Annotated in this window: 21 protein-coding genes; 12 read left to right on the forward strand and 9 right to left on the reverse strand. The window is 37.2% G+C overall.

Annotated features, from left to right (window positions below; translation table 11 throughout):
- The first annotated feature begins 222 nt into the window (after positions 1 to 222).
- From opp3b to J2X07_RS04835, 5 genes are all read left to right on the forward strand, one after another.
- Positions 223 to 1,152, forward strand: coding sequence for an oligopeptide ABC transporter permease (opp3b, locus tag J2X07_RS04815; protein WP_310257106.1), 930 nt, complete (start codon positions 223 to 225; stop codon positions 1,150 to 1,152).
- Complete coding sequence (gene opp3C / locus J2X07_RS04820; protein WP_310257108.1) at positions 1,152 to 2,174, forward strand: oligopeptide ABC transporter permease; 1,023 nt, start codon at positions 1,152 to 1,154, stop codon at positions 2,172 to 2,174. Before opp3b ends, opp3C begins: the two co-directional genes overlap by 1 nt.
- A 17-nt stretch (positions 2,175 to 2,191) precedes the next feature.
- Positions 2,192 to 3,211, forward strand: coding sequence for an ABC transporter ATP-binding protein (locus J2X07_RS04825; RefSeq protein ID WP_310257111.1), 1,020 nt, complete (start codon positions 2,192 to 2,194; stop codon positions 3,209 to 3,211).
- Entirely contained in the window at positions 3,211 to 4,209 is a 999-nt protein-coding gene (locus J2X07_RS04830) for an ABC transporter ATP-binding protein (protein WP_310257113.1), read from the forward strand. Before J2X07_RS04825 ends, J2X07_RS04830 begins: the two co-directional genes overlap by 1 nt.
- A gap of 139 nt (positions 4,210 to 4,348) precedes the next feature.
- Positions 4,349 to 5,200 carry a DegV family protein gene (locus J2X07_RS04835; protein ID WP_310257114.1) on the forward strand — a complete coding sequence of 284 codons (852 nt, stop codon included), beginning with the start codon at positions 4,349 to 4,351 and terminating at the stop codon, positions 5,198 to 5,200.
- Between the two features lie 23 nt (positions 5,201 to 5,223).
- Here the strand turns inward: J2X07_RS04835 and J2X07_RS04840 are convergent, their stop codons facing one another.
- From J2X07_RS04840 to J2X07_RS04850, 3 genes are all read right to left on the reverse strand, one after another.
- Positions 5,224 to 5,763, reverse strand: a complete 540-nt coding sequence (locus J2X07_RS04840) for an HD domain-containing protein (RefSeq protein ID WP_310257117.1) — start codon at positions 5,761 to 5,763, stop codon at positions 5,224 to 5,226.
- A gap of 106 nt (positions 5,764 to 5,869) precedes the next feature.
- Positions 5,870 to 7,630 carry a UbiD family decarboxylase gene (locus J2X07_RS04845; RefSeq protein ID WP_310257120.1) on the reverse strand — a complete coding sequence of 587 codons (1,761 nt, stop codon included), beginning with the start codon at positions 7,628 to 7,630 and terminating at the stop codon, positions 5,870 to 5,872.
- A 91-nt stretch (positions 7,631 to 7,721) separates the two neighbouring features.
- Positions 7,722 to 7,904, reverse strand: a complete 183-nt coding sequence (locus J2X07_RS04850) for a hypothetical protein (RefSeq protein ID WP_310257123.1) — start codon at positions 7,902 to 7,904, stop codon at positions 7,722 to 7,724.
- A gap of 125 nt (positions 7,905 to 8,029) precedes the next feature.
- Here J2X07_RS04850 and J2X07_RS04855 point away from each other — a divergent pair, with 125 nt between their 5' ends.
- The 3 genes from J2X07_RS04855 (at position 8,030) to spxA (ending at position 9,494) form a co-directional block, all read left to right on the forward strand.
- Positions 8,030 to 8,644, forward strand: a complete 615-nt coding sequence (locus tag J2X07_RS04855; RefSeq protein WP_310257125.1) for a GNAT family N-acetyltransferase — start codon at positions 8,030 to 8,032, stop codon at positions 8,642 to 8,644.
- 36 nt (positions 8,645 to 8,680) lie between these two features.
- Complete coding sequence (locus tag J2X07_RS04860; protein ID WP_310257128.1) at positions 8,681 to 8,815, forward strand: hypothetical protein; 135 nt, start codon at positions 8,681 to 8,683, stop codon at positions 8,813 to 8,815.
- A 280-nt stretch (positions 8,816 to 9,095) separates the two neighbouring features.
- Positions 9,096 to 9,494: a transcriptional regulator SpxA gene (gene spxA, locus J2X07_RS04865; protein ID WP_251312756.1), complete on the forward strand. Its 399-nt coding sequence runs from the start codon at positions 9,096 to 9,098 to the stop codon at positions 9,492 to 9,494.
- Positions 9,495 to 9,700: 206 nt separating this feature from the next.
- Here spxA and J2X07_RS04870 read toward each other — a convergent pair whose 3' ends face one another.
- On the reverse strand, positions 9,701 to 10,369 hold the full coding sequence (locus J2X07_RS04870; RefSeq protein WP_310257133.1) for a TerC family protein: 669 nt from the start codon (positions 10,367 to 10,369) through the stop codon (positions 9,701 to 9,703).
- Between the two features lie 323 nt (positions 10,370 to 10,692).
- Here J2X07_RS04870 and mecA point away from each other — a divergent pair, with 323 nt between their 5' ends.
- From mecA to pepF, 3 genes are all read left to right on the forward strand, one after another.
- Positions 10,693 to 11,364, forward strand: coding sequence for an adaptor protein MecA (gene mecA, locus J2X07_RS04875; RefSeq protein WP_310257136.1), 672 nt, complete (start codon positions 10,693 to 10,695; stop codon positions 11,362 to 11,364).
- Between the two features lie 162 nt (positions 11,365 to 11,526).
- The gene (locus tag J2X07_RS04880; RefSeq protein ID WP_310257139.1) at positions 11,527 to 12,702 is read left to right on the forward strand and encodes a competence protein CoiA; all 1,176 of its coding nucleotides are present in this window, start codon (positions 11,527 to 11,529) and stop codon (positions 12,700 to 12,702) included.
- A gap of 76 nt (positions 12,703 to 12,778) precedes the next feature.
- A complete protein-coding gene (gene pepF / locus J2X07_RS04885) occupies positions 12,779 to 14,596 on the forward strand; it encodes an oligoendopeptidase F (protein ID WP_310257141.1) in 1,818 nt (605 codons plus the stop codon).
- A 202-nt stretch (positions 14,597 to 14,798) separates the two neighbouring features.
- Here the strand turns inward: pepF and J2X07_RS04890 are convergent, their stop codons facing one another.
- Entirely contained in the window at positions 14,799 to 14,975 is a 177-nt protein-coding gene (locus J2X07_RS04890; protein WP_310257143.1) for a hypothetical protein, read from the reverse strand.
- 112 nt (positions 14,976 to 15,087) lie between these two features.
- On the opposite strand from J2X07_RS04890, the gene J2X07_RS04895 reads away from it, so the two are divergent.
- Entirely contained in the window at positions 15,088 to 15,582 is a 495-nt protein-coding gene (locus J2X07_RS04895) for a GNAT family N-acetyltransferase (protein ID WP_310257145.1), read from the forward strand.
- A 113-nt stretch (positions 15,583 to 15,695) separates the two neighbouring features.
- Here the strand turns inward: J2X07_RS04895 and J2X07_RS04900 are convergent, their stop codons facing one another.
- From J2X07_RS04900 to J2X07_RS04915, 4 genes are all read right to left on the reverse strand, one after another.
- Positions 15,696 to 16,574 (reverse strand): ClpXP adapter SpxH family protein, encoded by an 879-nt coding sequence (locus J2X07_RS04900; protein ID WP_310257147.1) that lies wholly within the window; start codon positions 16,572 to 16,574, stop codon positions 15,696 to 15,698.
- Positions 16,575 to 16,587: 13 nt separating this feature from the next.
- Positions 16,588 to 16,989 (reverse strand): globin, encoded by a 402-nt coding sequence (locus J2X07_RS04905; protein ID WP_310257149.1) that lies wholly within the window; start codon positions 16,987 to 16,989, stop codon positions 16,588 to 16,590.
- Positions 16,990 to 17,101: 112 nt separating this feature from the next.
- A complete protein-coding gene (locus J2X07_RS04910; protein WP_310257151.1) occupies positions 17,102 to 17,770 on the reverse strand; it encodes a lytic transglycosylase domain-containing protein in 669 nt (222 codons plus the stop codon).
- Positions 17,767 to 18,357, reverse strand: coding sequence for a CYTH domain-containing protein (locus J2X07_RS04915; RefSeq protein WP_310257153.1), 591 nt, complete (start codon positions 18,355 to 18,357; stop codon positions 17,767 to 17,769). Before J2X07_RS04915 ends, J2X07_RS04910 begins: the two co-directional genes overlap by 4 nt.
- Between the last annotated feature and the right edge of the window lie 72 nt (positions 18,358 to 18,429).

Raw genomic sequence — 18,429 nt, forward strand, 5'->3', positions numbered from 1 at the left:
AAACGGTAAATAGAAGTTCTCAGGAGAGTACATGTGTTCCTGACATGTGCTCTCTTTTTTGCCATGAATTTACCGATGGAAATATTTATATGATGAAAGAAATCAGAAAATGTCGAAAAAAGAATATTTTCTATTGATATAAAATATTTTGTCCCTTAGAATAAATATTACAGAAAGATTTCAAAGACATTCTAGTTTGAAACATTGGGGGAGGTGTTTGTAATGTTGCGTTATATAACTAAACGAGTGTTCGCTATGCTTTTAACACTCTTGATCATTGCAACTATTACATTCTTTTTAATGAAGCTTTTACCGGGTTCTCCATTTAAGAATCAAGATAAGTTAACGGAAGCCCAAAAGTATGCTCTTAACGAAAAATACGGGTTAAATGACCCGGTGCCTGTTCAATACATTAATTATTTAGGTAAATTGGCACAGGGTGATTTAGGATTAACATTCCAGTTTAATGGTCGTACCGTTAATAGCATGATCGTAAATGGTATGGGGCCATCAGCCACAATTGGGGTCGAAGCACTGATTTTTGGTACACTCGTTGGTTTGATTTTTGGTATAGCCGCTGCTTTAAAACACAATACATTCATTGATTACGGCGCCATGATCATTGCAGTTTTTGGTATTGCGATACCTTCTTTCGTTTTTGCGGGACTTTTGCAATACTACGTAGGTGTTAAGCTTCAATGGCTGCCAGTTGCTTTTTGGAACGGACCGGAATATCACATTATGCCGGCGTTTTCGCTATCCGTATTCGTTATTGCTACAATAGCTCGTTTTATGAGAACAGAAATGCTGGAGATTTTAGGAACCGATTACATTTTAATGGCGCGTGCTAAAGGCGCAAGCAGAATGTCCGTTATCATTAAACATAGTGTACGTAACAGTTTAATACCAATTGTTACAATCTTAGGACCGATGGCGATCAACTTGATTACTGGGGCACTTGTAATCGAAAACATTTTTGCAATCCCTGGGATTGGTGAACAATTCGTAAAAGCCATTCAAGTAAATGACTACCCTATGATTATGGGAACTACGCTGTTCTACAGCTTCCTAATCGTAGTAATTATTTTAATCGTAGATATTTTATACGGAATCATTGATCCACGAATCCGTGTAGCAGGAGGTAAATCATAATGAATGTAACAGAAAAACAATTAACACCTGATTTATTCCGCCCTGCAGAACAAGGCACTGAAAAAAGCGATGAAATTACGAAACCTAGTATAAGTTTTTGGCAAGATGCGCTGCGTCGATTAAGAAAAAACAGAGGAGCTATGATTGCGTTATTCGCTATCATTTTTATCATCGCCTTCTCTTTTATTGCACCATTATTCAGTAAATATGGTATTGATGATCAAGAATTAATGCGATCCAATTTACCGCCTAAAATTCAAGGGTTAGAAAAAATTGAATTTTTAGGTGTAAATGGCGTAGATATTCGCGGCACAAACCCATATGAACTGAAAAACGTTCCAAAAGATCAATACTTCTGGTTCGGTACAGATGGTTTAGGACGTGATCAATGGGTTCGTGTTTGGAAAGGGACGCAAATCTCTCTTTACATCGCCTTTCTTGCTGCTGCAATCGATATAATCGTAGGAGTTACGTACGGCGGTATTTCTGCTTTTTATGGCGGAAGAACAGATGATTTGATGCAGCGTTTAGTTGAAGTATTATACGGTATTCCAAATCTGGTCGTAATCATTTTGTTTATTATCATATTAGATCCAGGTATATTATCCATTACGCTTGCCATTTGTATTACTGGATGGATTGGGATGTCACGTATCGTACGTGCTCAAGTACTAAAATTAAAGCATCAAGAGTTTGTCCTTGCTTCTAAAACATTAGGGGCGCCAAATGGACGTTTAATTACAAAACACTTATTGCCAAACACGCTTGCTGCAATTATTGTTTCGGCAACATTTACAATTCCAGGCGCAATTTTCTTTGAATCTTTCCTTAGCTTTATCGGACTAGGTATTCAGCCACCGACCGCTTCACTAGGTTCATTGATCAGTGATGGGTTCAAATCATTGCGTATTTTCCCGCATCTGGCATTATATCCTGCAGCCGTTATGTGTATTCTAATGATCAGCTTTAACCTGATCGGGGATGGATTGCGTGATGCACTAGATCCGAAGATGAGACGATAGGAAGGGGATTTTATATTATGGAAAAACTATTAGAATTAGATAACCTGCATGTCTCCTTCCAGACATATGGGGGAGAAGTTAAAGCCGTTCGTGGTGTTAACTTTAGTTTAGAAAAAGGCGAGTCCCTTGCAATCGTTGGTGAATCAGGTTCTGGAAAATCTGTAACTTCTAAAGCGATTATGCGCTTATTGCCAAATAAAATTGGTTCTATTAAAGAAGGTTCAATCCGTTTTGAAGGAAAAGATCTAGCTAAAGCTTCAGAACGTGAAATGGAAAAAATTCGCGGTGCTGAAATCTCAATGATTTTCCAGGACCCGATGACATCCTTGAATCCGACGATGACAATTGGTAAGCAGATCATGGAAGGTCTTCGCAAACACCAAAACATGTCTAAAAGTGAAGCGAAAGAACGTGCTGTTAATCTTTTAAAACTTGTTGGTATTCCGAACCCTGAAATTCGTGTTACAGAATATCCGCATCAATTTTCTGGTGGAATGCGTCAGCGTGTTGTAATCGCAATTGCACTTGCTTGTAATCCGAAAGTATTGATTGCTGATGAGCCAACAACCGCTCTTGATGTTACGATTCAAGCACAGATTCTTGACTTGATGCGAGATCTGCAAGATAAGACAGGTACAGCAATTATTCTAATTACACATGACCTTGGGGTTGTTGCTAACTTAGCTCAGCGAGTAGCCGTTATGTATGGCGGAATCATTGTTGAAACGGGAACAGTAGATGAAATCTTCTATAAACCGAAGCATCCATATACATGGGGACTTTTGGCTTCCATGCCTAAACTGAATGCTGAATCGAAAGAACTGATCGCAATTCCGGGAACACCGCCTGATTTAATGAACCCGCCTAAAGGTTGTCCATTTGCAGCGCGTTGTCCTTATGCAATGGAAGTTTGTTTAGAGCATATGCCTGAAGCAAAAGATGTTTCTTCTTCACATAAAGCCGCTTGCTGGTTGTTAGATGAGCGTGCTCCAAAAGTAGAACCGCCTGAAGCTGCAGTTGTTGGAGGTGCGCAATAATGGCAGTAGTTGAAAGAGAAAAATTACTTGAAGTAAAAAATTTAAAAAAACATTTTCCAGCTGGAAAAAAGGCCGTACTAAAAGCAGTTGATGGTGTATCCTTTGACATATATAAAGGTGAAACATTAGGGCTTGTTGGAGAATCTGGTTGTGGAAAATCTACAACTGGACGTACAATTATCCGTTTATATGAAGCTACTGATGGCGAAGTACGCTACGAAGGTGAAGATGTTCACGAAAGTAAATCACGTTCGGAGCTGAAGAAATTCAATCGTAAAATGCAGATGATTTTCCAAGATCCTTACGCTTCACTTAATCCTCGTATGACTGTTAAAGATATCATCGCAGAAGGTATTGATATCCACGGTCTTGCAAAAACGAGCAAAGAGCGTAATGAGCGTGTAGTTGAATTGCTTGAAACTGTTGGTTTGAACCGCGAACACGCAAACCGTTATCCGCATGAATTCTCGGGCGGGCAGCGTCAGCGTATCGGTATCGCCCGTGCACTAGCAGTAGATCCTGATTTTATCATTGCCGATGAGCCAATCTCTGCTCTTGACGTTTCGATTCAAGCACAAGTTGTTAACTTGATGATGAAGCTTCAAGAAGAACGCGGTCTTACTTATCTATTTATTGCCCATGATCTATCTATGGTTAAACATATTTCTGATCGTGTCGGTGTTATGTATTTAGGTAATATTGTAGAGCTTACGAACAGTGATGAACTGTATGAAGAGCCGCTGCATCCTTACACACAAGCTTTATTGTCTGCAATTCCTGTACCAGATCCAGAATTAGAGCGCAGCCGTGAACGTATTATCCTGGAAGGTGATGTACCAAGTCCTATTAACCCTCCAAGTGGATGTAAGTTCCGTACTCGCTGTCCTCATGCGATGGATGTATGTGCTGCTGTTAGCCCTAAATGGCAAGAAGCACGCGAAGGTCATTGGGTGGCTTGTCACTTATATGATGAAGAAGCAATGAAACAAAATAATTAAACATTTCAAGCGGTCTCCTGATTACAGGAGATCGTTTTTTATGTTAAACTTATTTATGTATGTAAAGCGGATACAAATGAGGCTGTAAAAATTTTTAGTCTTAAACGAAAAGGTAAGAAGCAGAAATGAGGTTGCGATATTGAAGCTAAGTTTTGTTGTCGACAGTGCAAGTGACATTAAAATAGATGAAGAACAAATAGCCGTTCCTTTAATCGTCGTTCCACTAAATGTTCAGTTTGGTGAAGATCACTATTTGGATGGTGTTACAATTACAGATGATGAATTTTACAGCAGAATGGCTATAGAATCAGAACTTCCGAAAACAAGTCAGCCCTCACCACAATCTTTTTTTGATACATTCAAAAAGGAAGTTGACAATGGTAACCACGTTTTATACATCGGTTTATCATCAAATTTGAGTGGGACCGTACAAAGCGCAGCAATTGCAAAAGGAATGTTAACAGAGAAAGAACAAGAACAAGTAACCATTATTGATTCGGGTATCGCTTCTGCCGGTGTAAAGATATTACTGCATGAAGCAAATGATATGCTGCAAAATAATGCTTCACTGCAAGATATTTTGAACAAAATAGAGGAAATAAAACCAAGAATAAAAGGGAATTTATTAATAGAAACGATTGAGAATTTAAAAAAAGGCGGCAGAATATCAGCAGTTCAGGGCGCTATTGCTGGGATGCTGAATATAAAGCCTATGATTTCCATTCAAAATGGCATAGTCGAAACGATTGGGAAATTTAGAGGCTCAAAAAAAGGAATCGCAAAAATGAAAGAAATGATTCTGGAATGGAAGAAGGCTAACCCAGGAAAAGCACTATATATTATTCATAGCCTTTCATCGACTGAAGAAGTAAAAAATGAGTTTGAGGACATTTTTGAATTTTCAAGTTTTCCTAAAGTAGTTTACACTCGTTTTGGGAGTACGATCGGAACATATGCAAGCGAAAAAGCAATCGGGTTTGTGGTATATTGATTTGACAAAAACACTCTTTTCCATTAGGAAACAGAGTGTTTTATTTTTTCTTCAGCATGATATTCATCTACCATTTCATCTAATTTTTTGATCATTGTACGTGCTTTTAGATCAGTAATAGTGCGGTAATGATGGCTTCCACCTGGTTCTTCATCCTTTTCATCCGCTAGTGCCACAACTTTTTGTAAAGGATTTAATTCCAGTGTGCCTTCGGGTAAATAAGAGTCTGTATGAAGTAAGATTGCCAGGGCAATTTCTTTAGCCTTACTTCGATCTTCTCCAAGGGAAACGAGTATTCTGTGAGCACGTTCAGCCCCTTTAATGGCATGTATATCGTTTTCTTTATACATATCATAGTCCCAGTGACCGTTTTTATACCATGTATAATGACCGATATCATGAAGAAATGCTGCCTTAGTCGCTAAGTCAGGATTTACTCCAAGTTTAATCGCCAAATGATAAGCGTGATACGCAGTAGAAATAGCATGGACCATCCCTGAACGTTTCACATATTTTTGTACATTCGGATGATTATATAAGTCTAATAAGGTTATTTTTCGCATAAGGTTTCTCCTTTCTATAAAAATGTATATTGTTATATACAATACCACCTTATAGACAAGTTATCAACTTAAAAATACAAAAAAGAAGCGAGTAGCCGCTTCTTTTTTATCTTGGAAAGTATTCATTCCACCGGTTTGTAACCAACTGGTCGATATCCTCCCTAGTTTCAACAACATCCGGATAAAATGGTTTCATTCTGGCATCAATAATAATTGTTCCTTCATACTTAATGCGGTTTCGGTCGATCGTACTCTTTGCATAAACATCATATGCAGGATCAAAACGCGTGAAGGTTGTCCATAAAAATTCAGATTGAGTAGATGCGATTGAAGCATCATCTACTAAGAAAACAAGCGGCCAATCGTGAAAAGATTCATGGCTGTTTTTTAATAAATGTTCCGCAAAATCAGGAGCTTCATCAAAAGAAGGTCCGCTCACCGTTAAACATCCACCGCAAAATACTTCAACTTGATCAATACCGGAGATTGTACCTCCTTCATACGTACGTTTTAGTTCTCGAACGGGTTCACCAAGACCTGTCATAATAGCCTTAGAACCTGTATTAAACTTACGGCCAGTATAATCCAACGTATCCATTGAAGTATCATGAATAATTAATAAATCACGTTCTGGCAAAAATCTTTCTAATACACCTTCAGCCAACTCGGCAAAGTTCTGAAGATTTACCGGTTTGTTTGTTACCATTAAAAACTTCGTTAATGTAAGCTGTCCTTCCCCCATGATTCGGAAGGCATGAGCAAGTCCTTCTTTATAATAAGATTCTCGAACTACTGCGCCTGCAAGCGCATGGAAACCAGTTTCAGCATATGTCCATAAATCACGAACACCGTTCATAACTACAGGAAACAGCGGACTCATTAAGCGCTGCAAGTACTCACCGATAAAATAATCTTCCTGCTTTGGTTTTCCGACAACTGTGGCGGGATAAATAGCGTCTTTTCGTTTCCACATTTTTTCAACATTAAAGACAGGGAAGTCATGTGCCCAAGAATAATAACCATAATGATCGCCGAACGGTCCTTCAGGTTCACGTACATTTGGAGGTACAATACCTCCAAATGCAAATTCTGCCTCTGCAATTAACGGATGGGGATGACCATCAACATGTGTTAAGCTGAGCTTTTCACCCATTAGCATCGAAGAAAACATAAGTTCAGGCACAGCTTCTGGAAGAGGAGCAATCGCGCTGATCATCAACGAAGGGGGACCGCCTAAAAATAAAGTTACTGGCAGTGCTTCCTTTTTCTTTTCAGCTTCATAATGGTGGAATCCTCCGCCTTTATGTATTTGCCAATGGATCCCCGTTTTGTTCTTTTCTTTTATTTCAATCCGGTACATTCCTAGATTATGTTCATGCTTGTCAGGATGCTCGGTATAAACAAGAGGCAATGTTACAAAAGGATTACTGTCTAGATGCCAGCCTGTTAATGCAGGGAGGTCTGTCATATTGACATTAGTCGTATATGTTTCAAGCAACGGCGCTTTGTTTTTATTTACCTTTTTTGTACCAAGGGACAATACATCTTTTATCATCCCTTTTTTCTTCCAAAGTATTGATGGGGATGGAGGCATGAGTTCATCTAAGGATGATACCAAATCCTTTACCAGTGCTTCTGGTTTTGGACCAAAAGCCATATCAACACGTTTAATCGTTCCAAATAAATTCGTTACAACGGGAATATTCTTTCCTTTAATGTTTGTAAATAAAAGGGCAGGACCTTCCTCTGCAATAACGCGTCTATGTATTTCTGGAATTTCGAGATAAGGGTCTACCTCTGCGTTAATTTCTATAATTTCTTTTTCTTTTCTTAATTGATCAATGAATGTTCTCAAGTTTTTATGCATTTGTACACCTCGGGTTTCGTATGTTACCCTATTTATTATAAGGCACTTTACTATGTAAATGTAAAAAAACAACCCATTTTGGGTCGTTTTATCACGTTCTTCTTTTAATTGGATTCCAATTTTGCTGAATGGACTTCGATTTATCCACGAAATGATAAACTTTTTTGCCGCCAAACAATTTGACAGCGATTACTTGGGAAATGGTACCCATCATTGCTGTAATTCCAACCACGCACAAAGCCAAAAGGATTAAATCGGTAAAAAATGCAACCAATAGGATTCCTCCTTTTTACCAGAATGGTTCATTTATTTCTAACTTCTATTGTAACGAATGATAACAAAGGAAGAAAGAGGGAAAACTATATTTATTCACAAAAATAAGGAGATGATGGGGAAACGATGAATTGGTATGAAAAATTAAATCAATATTTTCCGATTGAAGAAATGAAGTCAAAGGAACACATGGAATTGTTACTCGATGAGAAAAGCGATATTTATCACAAAGATGAAGGAAAGCATCATGTATTGATGTATGTTGAACTCCCTAATTTTGTATTTATAGATTATTTATTTGTGTCAAAAGAATCGAGAGGACAAGGGTTAGGACATAAACTAATCGAGAAATTAAAGGAAAAAGGAAAACCAATCCTTCTGGAAGTAGAACCTGTTGATTATGAAGATACGGATACGGAAAAAAGACAGCGTTTCTATAAACGAGAAGGTTTCAAACATGCAGCAAGCATTGGTTATCGAAGAAGATCACTTGCTACGAATAAAATAAATGAAATGGAAATATTATATTGGGCGCCTGGTAAAGAATCCGAGGAAACTATTTATGAAAACATGAAAAAGACGTATAATGAGATACACACATACAAAGATAGTGAATTGTATGGGAAGTCTTATCAGCCAGCCGGTGAAGTGCTCGTTCTTGAAGATGAGGACGCAGCCGCAGTAGCTGAGCCTGAAGTGCTGATAAAGGATGATACACAACGCGAGCCCGCTTCTGAGTAGTCTAGATCATTTTCCTTTTAAGGAGGATCAGGTGTTATGAAACAAAAAGACAAAAAGAAAAAAACGAAAAGAGAACTTTGGAAAGAAATGCTTAAGAAAAACTTGAAGAAACTAAATCCGTCTATACCAAGAAAAGGTCCAGCTTCTCAGGTGAAAAAAACAATTGCATAATGATAAACGGGTGGCTTTTGTCCACTCTTTTTTATTTTTTAGGTTTTATGAAACTTTTTATTGGGTAATACGTCTATATATATGTACATAGTAAATTGCAGTTTGTGTATATACGGGTATGAGCGAAGTTGTATTACATTTGTATGTCAAATTCGTGAAATTGTATAAATGCTTGTATAACCCCTACCTAAATGATAAAAAGTGTAGTATACTATGAATGATGATTTAATAACTTTTTTAAAGTACCTAAATCAAAAGATGGGGAAGGAGAGATCCGATTATGGTCACACTATTTACTTCGCCGAGCTGTACATCATGCCGAAAAGCAAAAGCATGGTTAAAAGAAAATGAAATTCCATATCAAGAAAGAAATATATTTTCAGAACCACTCTCAATTGAAGAGGTAAAGCAAATCTTGCGAATGACTGAGGACGGTACTGATGAGATTATTTCTACTCGTTCCAAGACGTTCCAAGAATTAAACATTAATCTTGAATCCATGCCTTTGCAGGATTTATATCAGCTCATTGCAGACCACCCTGGGTTATTGCGACGTCCTATTATCTTGGATGAAAAACGTTTGCAAGTCGGATATAACGAAGATGAAATCCGCCGTTTCTTACCAAGAAAAGTTCGTACATTCCAGCTCATGGAAGCACAGCGTCTTGTAAATGAATAATAAACAAACTTCCGTTAGTTTCAACGGAAGTTTTTTATTTAGGGTAATTTATCGTTATTTGGGATAGGCTAGAATACGTTAATAAAAACGAACATCCTAAAGTGAAATTTATAAAAAAGTTCTTTCCTTATAGAAAGAACGGGCTAGTAAATTCAACTTAAAAGAAAATAAAAATCCTGCCCATTGAATTGAGCAGGATTTAATAATTATTTTGTTGTTTTTCCTTTTAACTTATTCGTAAAAATACCACCAAAAATTACACCAAGTATTAAGAAGATATATACTCCGTATTCAAGCATTGGATTATCCGCAAATACAGAATGAATCATTTTTTCCTCTGTAATCATACCAGCTGCTGTAAAGGCAAGTACGCCTGCTCCCAAATAAATTAATAATGGAAAACGCTCCATAAAGTGTAATATTATTTTACTGCCCCATATAATTATAGGTACAGAAACTAAAAGTCCGATCATGACTAAAATAATATTTCCATGAGCAGCTCCAGCAACTGCCAGTACATTATCAAGTCCCATTGCGATATCGGCAAAGACAATTGTTTTCACGGCGTCAGATAAGCTTTTGCCAGCTTTTACATTAAGGTCTTCATCTTCTTCAAGGATAAGCTTATAAGCGATGATAACTAGCAAAATGCCGCCCACTAAGTACAAGTAAGGAATATTAAGTAAATAAACAGCAAGGACTGTTAAGATGATACGAACAATGATTGCAAGTCCAGTTCCTAAAAAGATAGCTTTATTTCTTTGAGTTTCAGGTAAGTTTCGGCTTGCCAGTGCAATGACAATGGCATTATCACCACCAAGCAGTATATCAATTGCGATGATTTGTAAAAGGGATATGAGAAAATCAGTTTCCAAGCTTAAGCCCCCCGTGATTAATGAAATTTCATGTGAGTTATGGTACAATATGTTAACCTTTAAGACCTAATGAATTATAGTCTAGCTTGTACTTTGCGTCAAGTTTGAAGCCGGATTAACCTTCATTTTATGAGTGGAAAAAAGGGCAGTTATTTTACGCCTTTTTTATTTCCATATTAGCTGATTTGTCATAGAATAAGGTACAAGAGGTTTATAGTGATTGACGTGTTATTGGATGAGAACTTAAAGGAACTTTAAAATGCTTTTTTCTAGGGGTATTTATCCCTTCACGAACAAACCGGAGAGAAGGGAGAGAAGCAGACATGGAAATTGAAAGAGTGAATGAGTTCACCATAAAATTTTTTATTACGTACCGTGACATAGAAGCTCGTGGTTTTGACCGTGAAGAAATTTGGTCTGATCGAGAAAGAGGAGAAGAACTTTTTTGGGAAATGATGGATGAAGCGCATCAGCAAGAACAATTTCCTTTAGAAGGTCCTCTATGGATACAAGTCCAAGCTTTAGATAAGGGATTGGAAATAATCGTTACAAGAGCCCAAATGTCTAAGGATGGTAAAAAGATTGAACTTCCTATCGGCGATGATAAGCTGGATCTCCCAGTGGATCAGCATATTGAGAAGCTGCTAGATCAGCAATTTCAAGTTGAAGAGGAAGAATATGATGAATTAGAAGAAACAGATGAAGATTATCTATCCTTCTTGTTTGTTTTTAATGACTTTGAAGATGTTATTTTATTAAGTCATACGATTGATTCTTCATCCTTCGAAAACTCTTTGTATCATTTCGAAGGAAAATATTTTCTTTACGTGACGTTTAATGCAGAAGCAACTGACAGAGAGCAAGATGATTTACTGGCACAGCTTCTCGAATACGGTAACGACTCTGATCTTTCTATTTATCGGATTCAGGAGTATGGAAAAAGTATCGTTTCCGAAAATGCATTAGATCACGTACAACAATATTTTAAATTATAAGAAATAGCCGATTTCAACTAAAATTGAAATCGGTTTTTGTTTTTTTTCTTTCTAATATTCTGCAATTCCTGAATTCTACTACCATTTATTAAGAATTACATAACATGTACTAAGAGGTTTGTTCCTTCATAATAATGAATGAAAAGAAGGAAGGGATCTCATTTGTTAGTAGCTTTATTTAAAGACCAGTTGGTAAACATGCTCGGAAGAATTACGAAAGAAGAATGGAAAGAAAAGATGAAAGCGGCTCTGCTGGTGTGTCCCGTTTGTCAAAAGAAAGTTATACCAAAGTGCGGGAACAAAAAGGTTTGGCATTTTGCTCATTCCGCTGATTCAAACTGCCTGGCATTTCATGAAAAGGAAACAGAATATCATTTACTTGGTAAAAAACAATTATTTAATTGGCTGCAAATGAATAAACGAGCTCCCATCTTAGAGCATTACTTACGTGAGATTGAACAGCGCCCCGATATCTATCTTCCACAAAAAAATCATGCGTTAGAATTTCAGTGCGCTTCTATGAATAAAGATATATTGCATAGCAGAATTGAAGGATATCAATCTCTTCATATTCAATCAGATTGGATTTTCGGAAAAAGGCGTTTAAAGAAGTTATCCAATCAGTTTTTTTCCATTCAGAACCGTGACTTAACAGCAGCCAAGAAAGATCCACAAGGAAGACTATATCTTTATTATTTTTGCCCTTTACAGCTGCAATTTTTAGTCGTGGAGAATATTGTGCCGGTGACTTCAAGCAAAATTTTAGGTAAAGGAATATCATATTCATTAAAAGAGATAATCGATTTAGATCAATTAAATAAGAAAACAGCGGATTATAATTACGTTTTAAATCAATGGATAAACCAAAAGTACATCTGGAGAAAATCAGCATTTAAAAACAAAAGTCCAGCAAGTATGTATCTGAAAAAAATACTTTATTTCCACCATAAATCGCTAACATTGTACTCACCATTAGCAGGAATGCCTACTCGAAACTTTTACCACTTTGAAACAGCCGCTTTTATTTGGCAGTCTTATCTCCTTTATTATGTAGAAAGACTCCCTGGCCCATTTTCTTTTTCACAGATCGAAACAGAATTTATGAGATTGATTTCTAAAGGTATTTTTTCTGTCAGAAGTTTTCCGTATTTAAAAGAGAGCTATACGGCAGCACTGCAAGCTTATTTGACCTATTTAGAAAAAGAAAAATTCATCATTCAAATTCATGAAAACTTATATAAGAAGTCAGCAACAGCACCATACCCTGCAACTTTGGACGAAGCTTTTCAACAAGACAAAATTTTCAGTTTAAAAGGCGGATTTTTTGACTTTGTATAAGCATTTTCTGGTAAAATGTAGATATACATAAGGAGAATGTTAGCATTTTTCTTTGAATTTACTTGGAGGTGTGGGTATGTCTCAAACAAAAACCAAATCATTACCGAAACGTAATGAAGTTCCTGTAGCTGATACATGGGATTTAGAAGCGATTTATTCGACGGATGACGTATGGGAAAAGGAATTTACAGAAACAAAAGAGCTTCTTCCTGAATTGAAATCCTATCAAGGAAAATTAGGCGAATCTGCTGAAACGCTTTACTCCTATTTTCAAAAGCAGGATGAAGTTACGAAAAAGCTTGGTAAGCTATATACATATGCTCATATGAGATATGACCAGGACACTACAAATTCTTTATACCAAGGATTGAACGATCGAGCTTCAAATCTAGCCACACAAGTTAGCAGCACAGTATCTTTTGCTGTTCCTGAAATTTTATCACTCTCAGAAGATACTCTTACAGAGTATTTAAAAAGCTATGAACCGTTAAAACTTTATAAACATGCTTTAGATGAAATTAACCGCCAGCGTCCTCACGTTCTTTCAAAAGAAGAGGAGGCACTATTAGCTGATTTTAGAGAAGTAGCCAATACATCAAGCAATACTTTTGGCATGCTGAACAATGCTGATTTAAAGTTTCCGGTTATTAAAGACGAGAATGGTGAAGAGATTGAAATCACCCATGGCCGTTATATCCGTTTCTTAGAAAGCTCTGACCGCAGCGTAAGAGAAGAAGCTTTTAAAGCCGTTTATGGAACATATGACTCTTATAAAAATACGTTTTCAAGCACCCTCGCTGGTACTGTAAAGCGTGATAACTTCTTTGCCAAAGTCCGTCATTTTAATTCAGCGCGTGAGGCTGCACTGAACAATAACAACATCCCGGAAGCTGTTTATGATAACTTGGTTAAGACAGTAAACGATAACCTTCATCTCCTGCACCGTTATGTACGTCTGCGTAAAAAAGCGCTTGGTCTAGAAGAACTTCACATGTATGATCTTTATACGCCGCTCGTTAAAGATGCAAAGATGGAAGTCAGCTTTAAAGAAGCACAGCAGCTTGTACTAGATAGCTTGGATCCAATGGGTGATGAGTACAAAGCGATTGTAAAAGAAGGTTATGAAAAACGCTGGATTGACGTTCATGAAAATGCTGGCAAACGAAGCGGTGCTTATTCTTCTGGTGCTTATGGGACTATGCCATATATTTTAATGAACTGGCAAGATAACGTTAATAACCTTTTTACATTGACGCACGAAATCGGTCACTCGGTTCACAGCCATTATACACGTGAAAATCAGCCATATCCTTATGCTGATTACTCCATCTTTGTTGCAGAAGTAGCATCTACATGCAACGAAGCACTTCTTAATCACTATATGCTGCAGAAAACATCTGACAAAAAAGAAAAACTATACTTGCTGAACCATCACTTAGAAGGTTTTAGAGGTACAGTTTTCCGTCAGACTATGTTTGCTGAATTCGAACAGGAAATCCATGTTCGTGCAGCAAATGGAGAACCGCTTACACCCGAATTGTTAACGAAGATCTATTATGATCTTAACGTGAAATATTTTGGTGAAGATCTTGTGATCGACGAGGAAATTGGATTGGAGTGGGCTAGAATTCCTCACTTCTACTACAACTTCTATGTATATCAATATGCAACAGGATTCAGCGCAGCTGCTTCTTTATCTAAACAAATCCTTGAAGAAGGAAAACCAGCTGTTGAACGTTACCTTGATTTCTTAAAAGCGGGAAGCTCGGATTATCCGATCGAAGTATTGAAAAAAGCTGGCGTTGATATGACAACTCCAGAGCCGATTGAAAACGCGCTTAAAGTATTCGAATCTATTTTGGATGAAATGGAAGAATTGCTTTTTGAAAAGTAAAATCGGTAAAACCACTGACGGAACTTAAGGTCAGTGGTTTTTTTGTATCATAACAGTAAGTTTGGTTTAACTGAATCGAGTTGACTCTCGAGATTATGGCCTATTTTAGCGAGATTACTTCAAAGAAGACGCTTATTCAAAAAAAGAAGCCCTAGAAAGGCTTCTTTTTTGCTGATATTACCCAACTAATTGTTCATGTTATTTATCCGATTTTTTTCAATTTAGACCGATAATTATAGCAAACCGTAGTAAACAGAATTGCAACAAACAACAGCGGGATCGCTAAGATTTTAGGTGCCATATTTAACAGGGAGAGGACAAAGAAATAAAAACTTCCCCCTAATGAAATTAAGCTGATGAGAAAAAGTATTAAATACATTGTGACTCCTCCTTTGTACATATTTATTCTGATAAAATGAGGATATGCAAGCACGTCCAAAAGATGCTTATATGAAATGGATAACTATCGTTTAGAAAGAGGGTCACCAAGGATGATACACATTAGAGAAGCAGTGCAGCACGATTTGCCCGAGATATTAGAGATTTATAATTATGCGATAAAGCATTTAACAGCGACTTTTGATTTAAACGAACAAACATTAGATGAAAGACTAAGCTGGTTTACTAAATTTAACGAAAAGTATCCGCTGATCGTAGCTATCGAAGAAAATAAAGTAATTGGTTATAGCTGTTTAAGTCCATTTCGAGATAAGCCAGCTTATGCGAAAAGTACAGAATTATCCATATACATGCATTGGAATCATCAAGGTAAGGGAATTGGTAACAAGCTGATGAAAGAGATTCTGCATAGAGCAGACACACTGGGCTATCACACGGTAATCGGCGGCATTACAGGCGGTAACGAAGGAAGTGTCTACCTTCATAAAAAGTTCGGGTTTGAATTTGTAGGCTGCTTTAAAGAGGTAGGTTTTAAATTTAATGAGTGGCAGGATGTGCATTTTTATCAACGAATGCTGAAGCAATAACACTGCCATGGACAAAAGGTGATGGCTGAGGCAATCAAACAAATAAAATCAAGCAAAAACGAAAAAGAGGCGAATCCAAAGTATAACTACTACTGGATCGGCCTCTTTTCAAATTAGCGATTTTGAACATATCTCCAAAAGGTTCCGTATTTAAATGGAACACGTTCTACTTTTTGTTTCAACACGAGTCGTTTTAACTGTTTTTCAGCTTCTTCATTGCTGATTTGATATACGACAGATACTTCTTTCGTTGCAACAAATGTATAGATTGAAAGGAACTCTTCGAGATCTGGAAGCGGAGCAGGTTCGATAGGAAAACCGAGCATCTCCCGTAAAATTTCTACATAAACATCATAGGAATAGCGGCCAGATATTTTTATGCCATCATCGTCCGTTTTATCATTAAATACAATCAATGTTGGGATTTGTGTAACATCCATCTCTTTTGAAAATTTCAAATCACAATGCAGCGCTTTTATCGCGGCAGCCGATGATAAGTCTTTTAAAAATTCCTCTTCATCAAGACCGACTGAGCGTGCAATATCACAGAGAACTTCTTCATTTCCGATATCCCGTTTATTTAAAAATAAATTTTCCTGCAGTTTTCTGAGAAACTTCATGCCTTGCTGTTTCCCTTGAAGTTCTGCAGCTTTTATCGCCAAAGTAGCTTTAATGGGGGATGAAACGGGATTTTCTAACCATACATCACCATCACAGCTCATGCCAGTCAAAGAAGCTGTTTTCTTCCACTTGTCAGCAATTTGTTCTGCAGTTTTTAACCCTTTTCTATTTTTGGGTACATACGTATTTAATGATTCCAAACTACCACTTACAAAGTGGCGCAGTGTAAAATAATGGCCATAATGAACTTGCAGCTTCTTTAAAACAGGTTCCAATGACCAACATTCTGGACAAAGCGGATCGATGACAGAATAGATTTCCAATGGCTTTTGATTAACTTGACGGATAAACTTCTCATGATCGTCGTACAAAAAATTGGACTTATTATGTGTCAGCGTTCTCGCTCCTTTCTGTATTAACCATATGATAGGCTGTCATTTTCAATCGGCTTAATAAAAATTCCTGAAGATGTGATTCGAGCTTTTGTCCTGTCATCGCCCGTTCCATGCAGCTAAGCCATCTCTCGGCATGTACATCAGTAATCGGGAAAGGCATATGGCGTGCTCTTAGCATAGGATGTCCGAATTCTTCTGTATATAAAGGTGGTCCACCCAAAAACTGAGTTAAAAATAGTGTCTGCTTATAAGCTGTTTCTGTTAAGTCTTCAGGAAAAAGAGGAGACAGAACAGGATCTTTACTTACTAATGCATAAAAGGAAGTGACAAGCTTCTCAATTCCGTGTCTTTGTCCAATCAGTTCATAGGGTGTTTTTTTTTCGTCAAACATGGTGCAAAAGCTCCTTGCGTTAATTTGTAATTTTATTGTAGCAAGGTTCCTCAATTGTAAGCAAACAATAAGAACCTTTAAGCTCAAAATAAAAACCCTCCAGAAGGAGAGTTCAGATACTTGTTTTGTACGTATTCATGATTTTATTGACATAAGCGATCGTTTCTTTAAAAGGCGGGATTCCATTATATTTATCTACGTTTCCCGGTCCGGCGTTATATGCGGCAAGGGCGAGCTGCTCATTGCCATCATATTTTTCAAGCATCATTTTTAAGTATTTGGTCCCTGCTTCAACGTTTTGAACAGGATCGAGTGCATTCGTAACCCCAAGTGATTTTGCCGTAGCAGGCATGAGCTGCATAAGACCTTGAGCACCAGCATGGCTGATGGCAGTAGTCTTAAAGTTAGATTCGTGCTTGATGACCGAGCGAATCAATTGTGGATCAACACCAAATTTTGAAGCCGTACGAGTAATAAGTTCATCAAGATCCTTGGAAGGGATGCTCATATTAGCTGAGGTCATCTCACCAACGGGAAATGAAGGACTCAAAAAGTTAGTATTTAACAACGATGTTTGGCTAGGCATTTGTAGCTGAACGCTTTGATTAAAATCGAGCCCGGTTCCTGATGAAGCAGGCAATCCTGTCTTAGCATAAGCTTCTTGTAATAGTGATGAAAAAGAATTCTCACTGTCTTCTCGAGTATTTGAAGAGGGAGTATTTATATTAATTTGCTGTAAAGCTTGGATTTCCATTAAGGCTTTCCAAGATTGAATGTTCAAGATTGTCCACCTCGATTATGTTTTTCCAGAAAAAATCGGTAAATTTTACTTTCTGTATCACGGATTGGGATGTTTTTTTCTTGTAAAAGCGAAAGGAAAATTTCTTTCCCTTTTATATAATCGGCTGATTCGTATTCAAGTTCATAGTCGATTTTACCTAAATAATGATTTTCATCAAAAACGAGTAACCCGTTTTCATAAGGAATTTCTGCCCGATGGGTCGTCAATTCGCCCAAGTGGTGGATTTTATCTAGTGGAATATGTAAGTTTTCAAGTATTGTTGTGACCTCACCAGCTGGAAGCGTATGCCCATTTATTACGTTAGAAAACATTTCTTCACTCAGCTGTTGATGGGTTTCAAGTATATGCTCCTCCTTTTGCTGTTTAAGGGTTAGCGTATATGTATTGTGTTTTAATCGAATTCGCAATGCACTTTTATGAGTCTTTAATTGAAAATCGGCAGTATCAAAATAATAGTTGGTTTGTTCCTTAAGTGCGGTCTTTTGAACAGAAAACGCATGTAGGAGACGTGAATATTCTTCATATGTCAGGATATTTTTAAATTCAATCTCGATTTCTTGTGCCACTGTGTTTCCTCCAGTTGTATTAAGAAAGTAAAACCATTATCTCACAGTCAAACAAGCTTCTCAATTTCATAA

It is taken from the genome of Fictibacillus barbaricus (genome assembly GCF_031457135.1).
Lineage (GTDB): Bacteria > Bacillota > Bacilli > Bacillales > Fictibacillaceae > Fictibacillus > Fictibacillus barbaricus_A.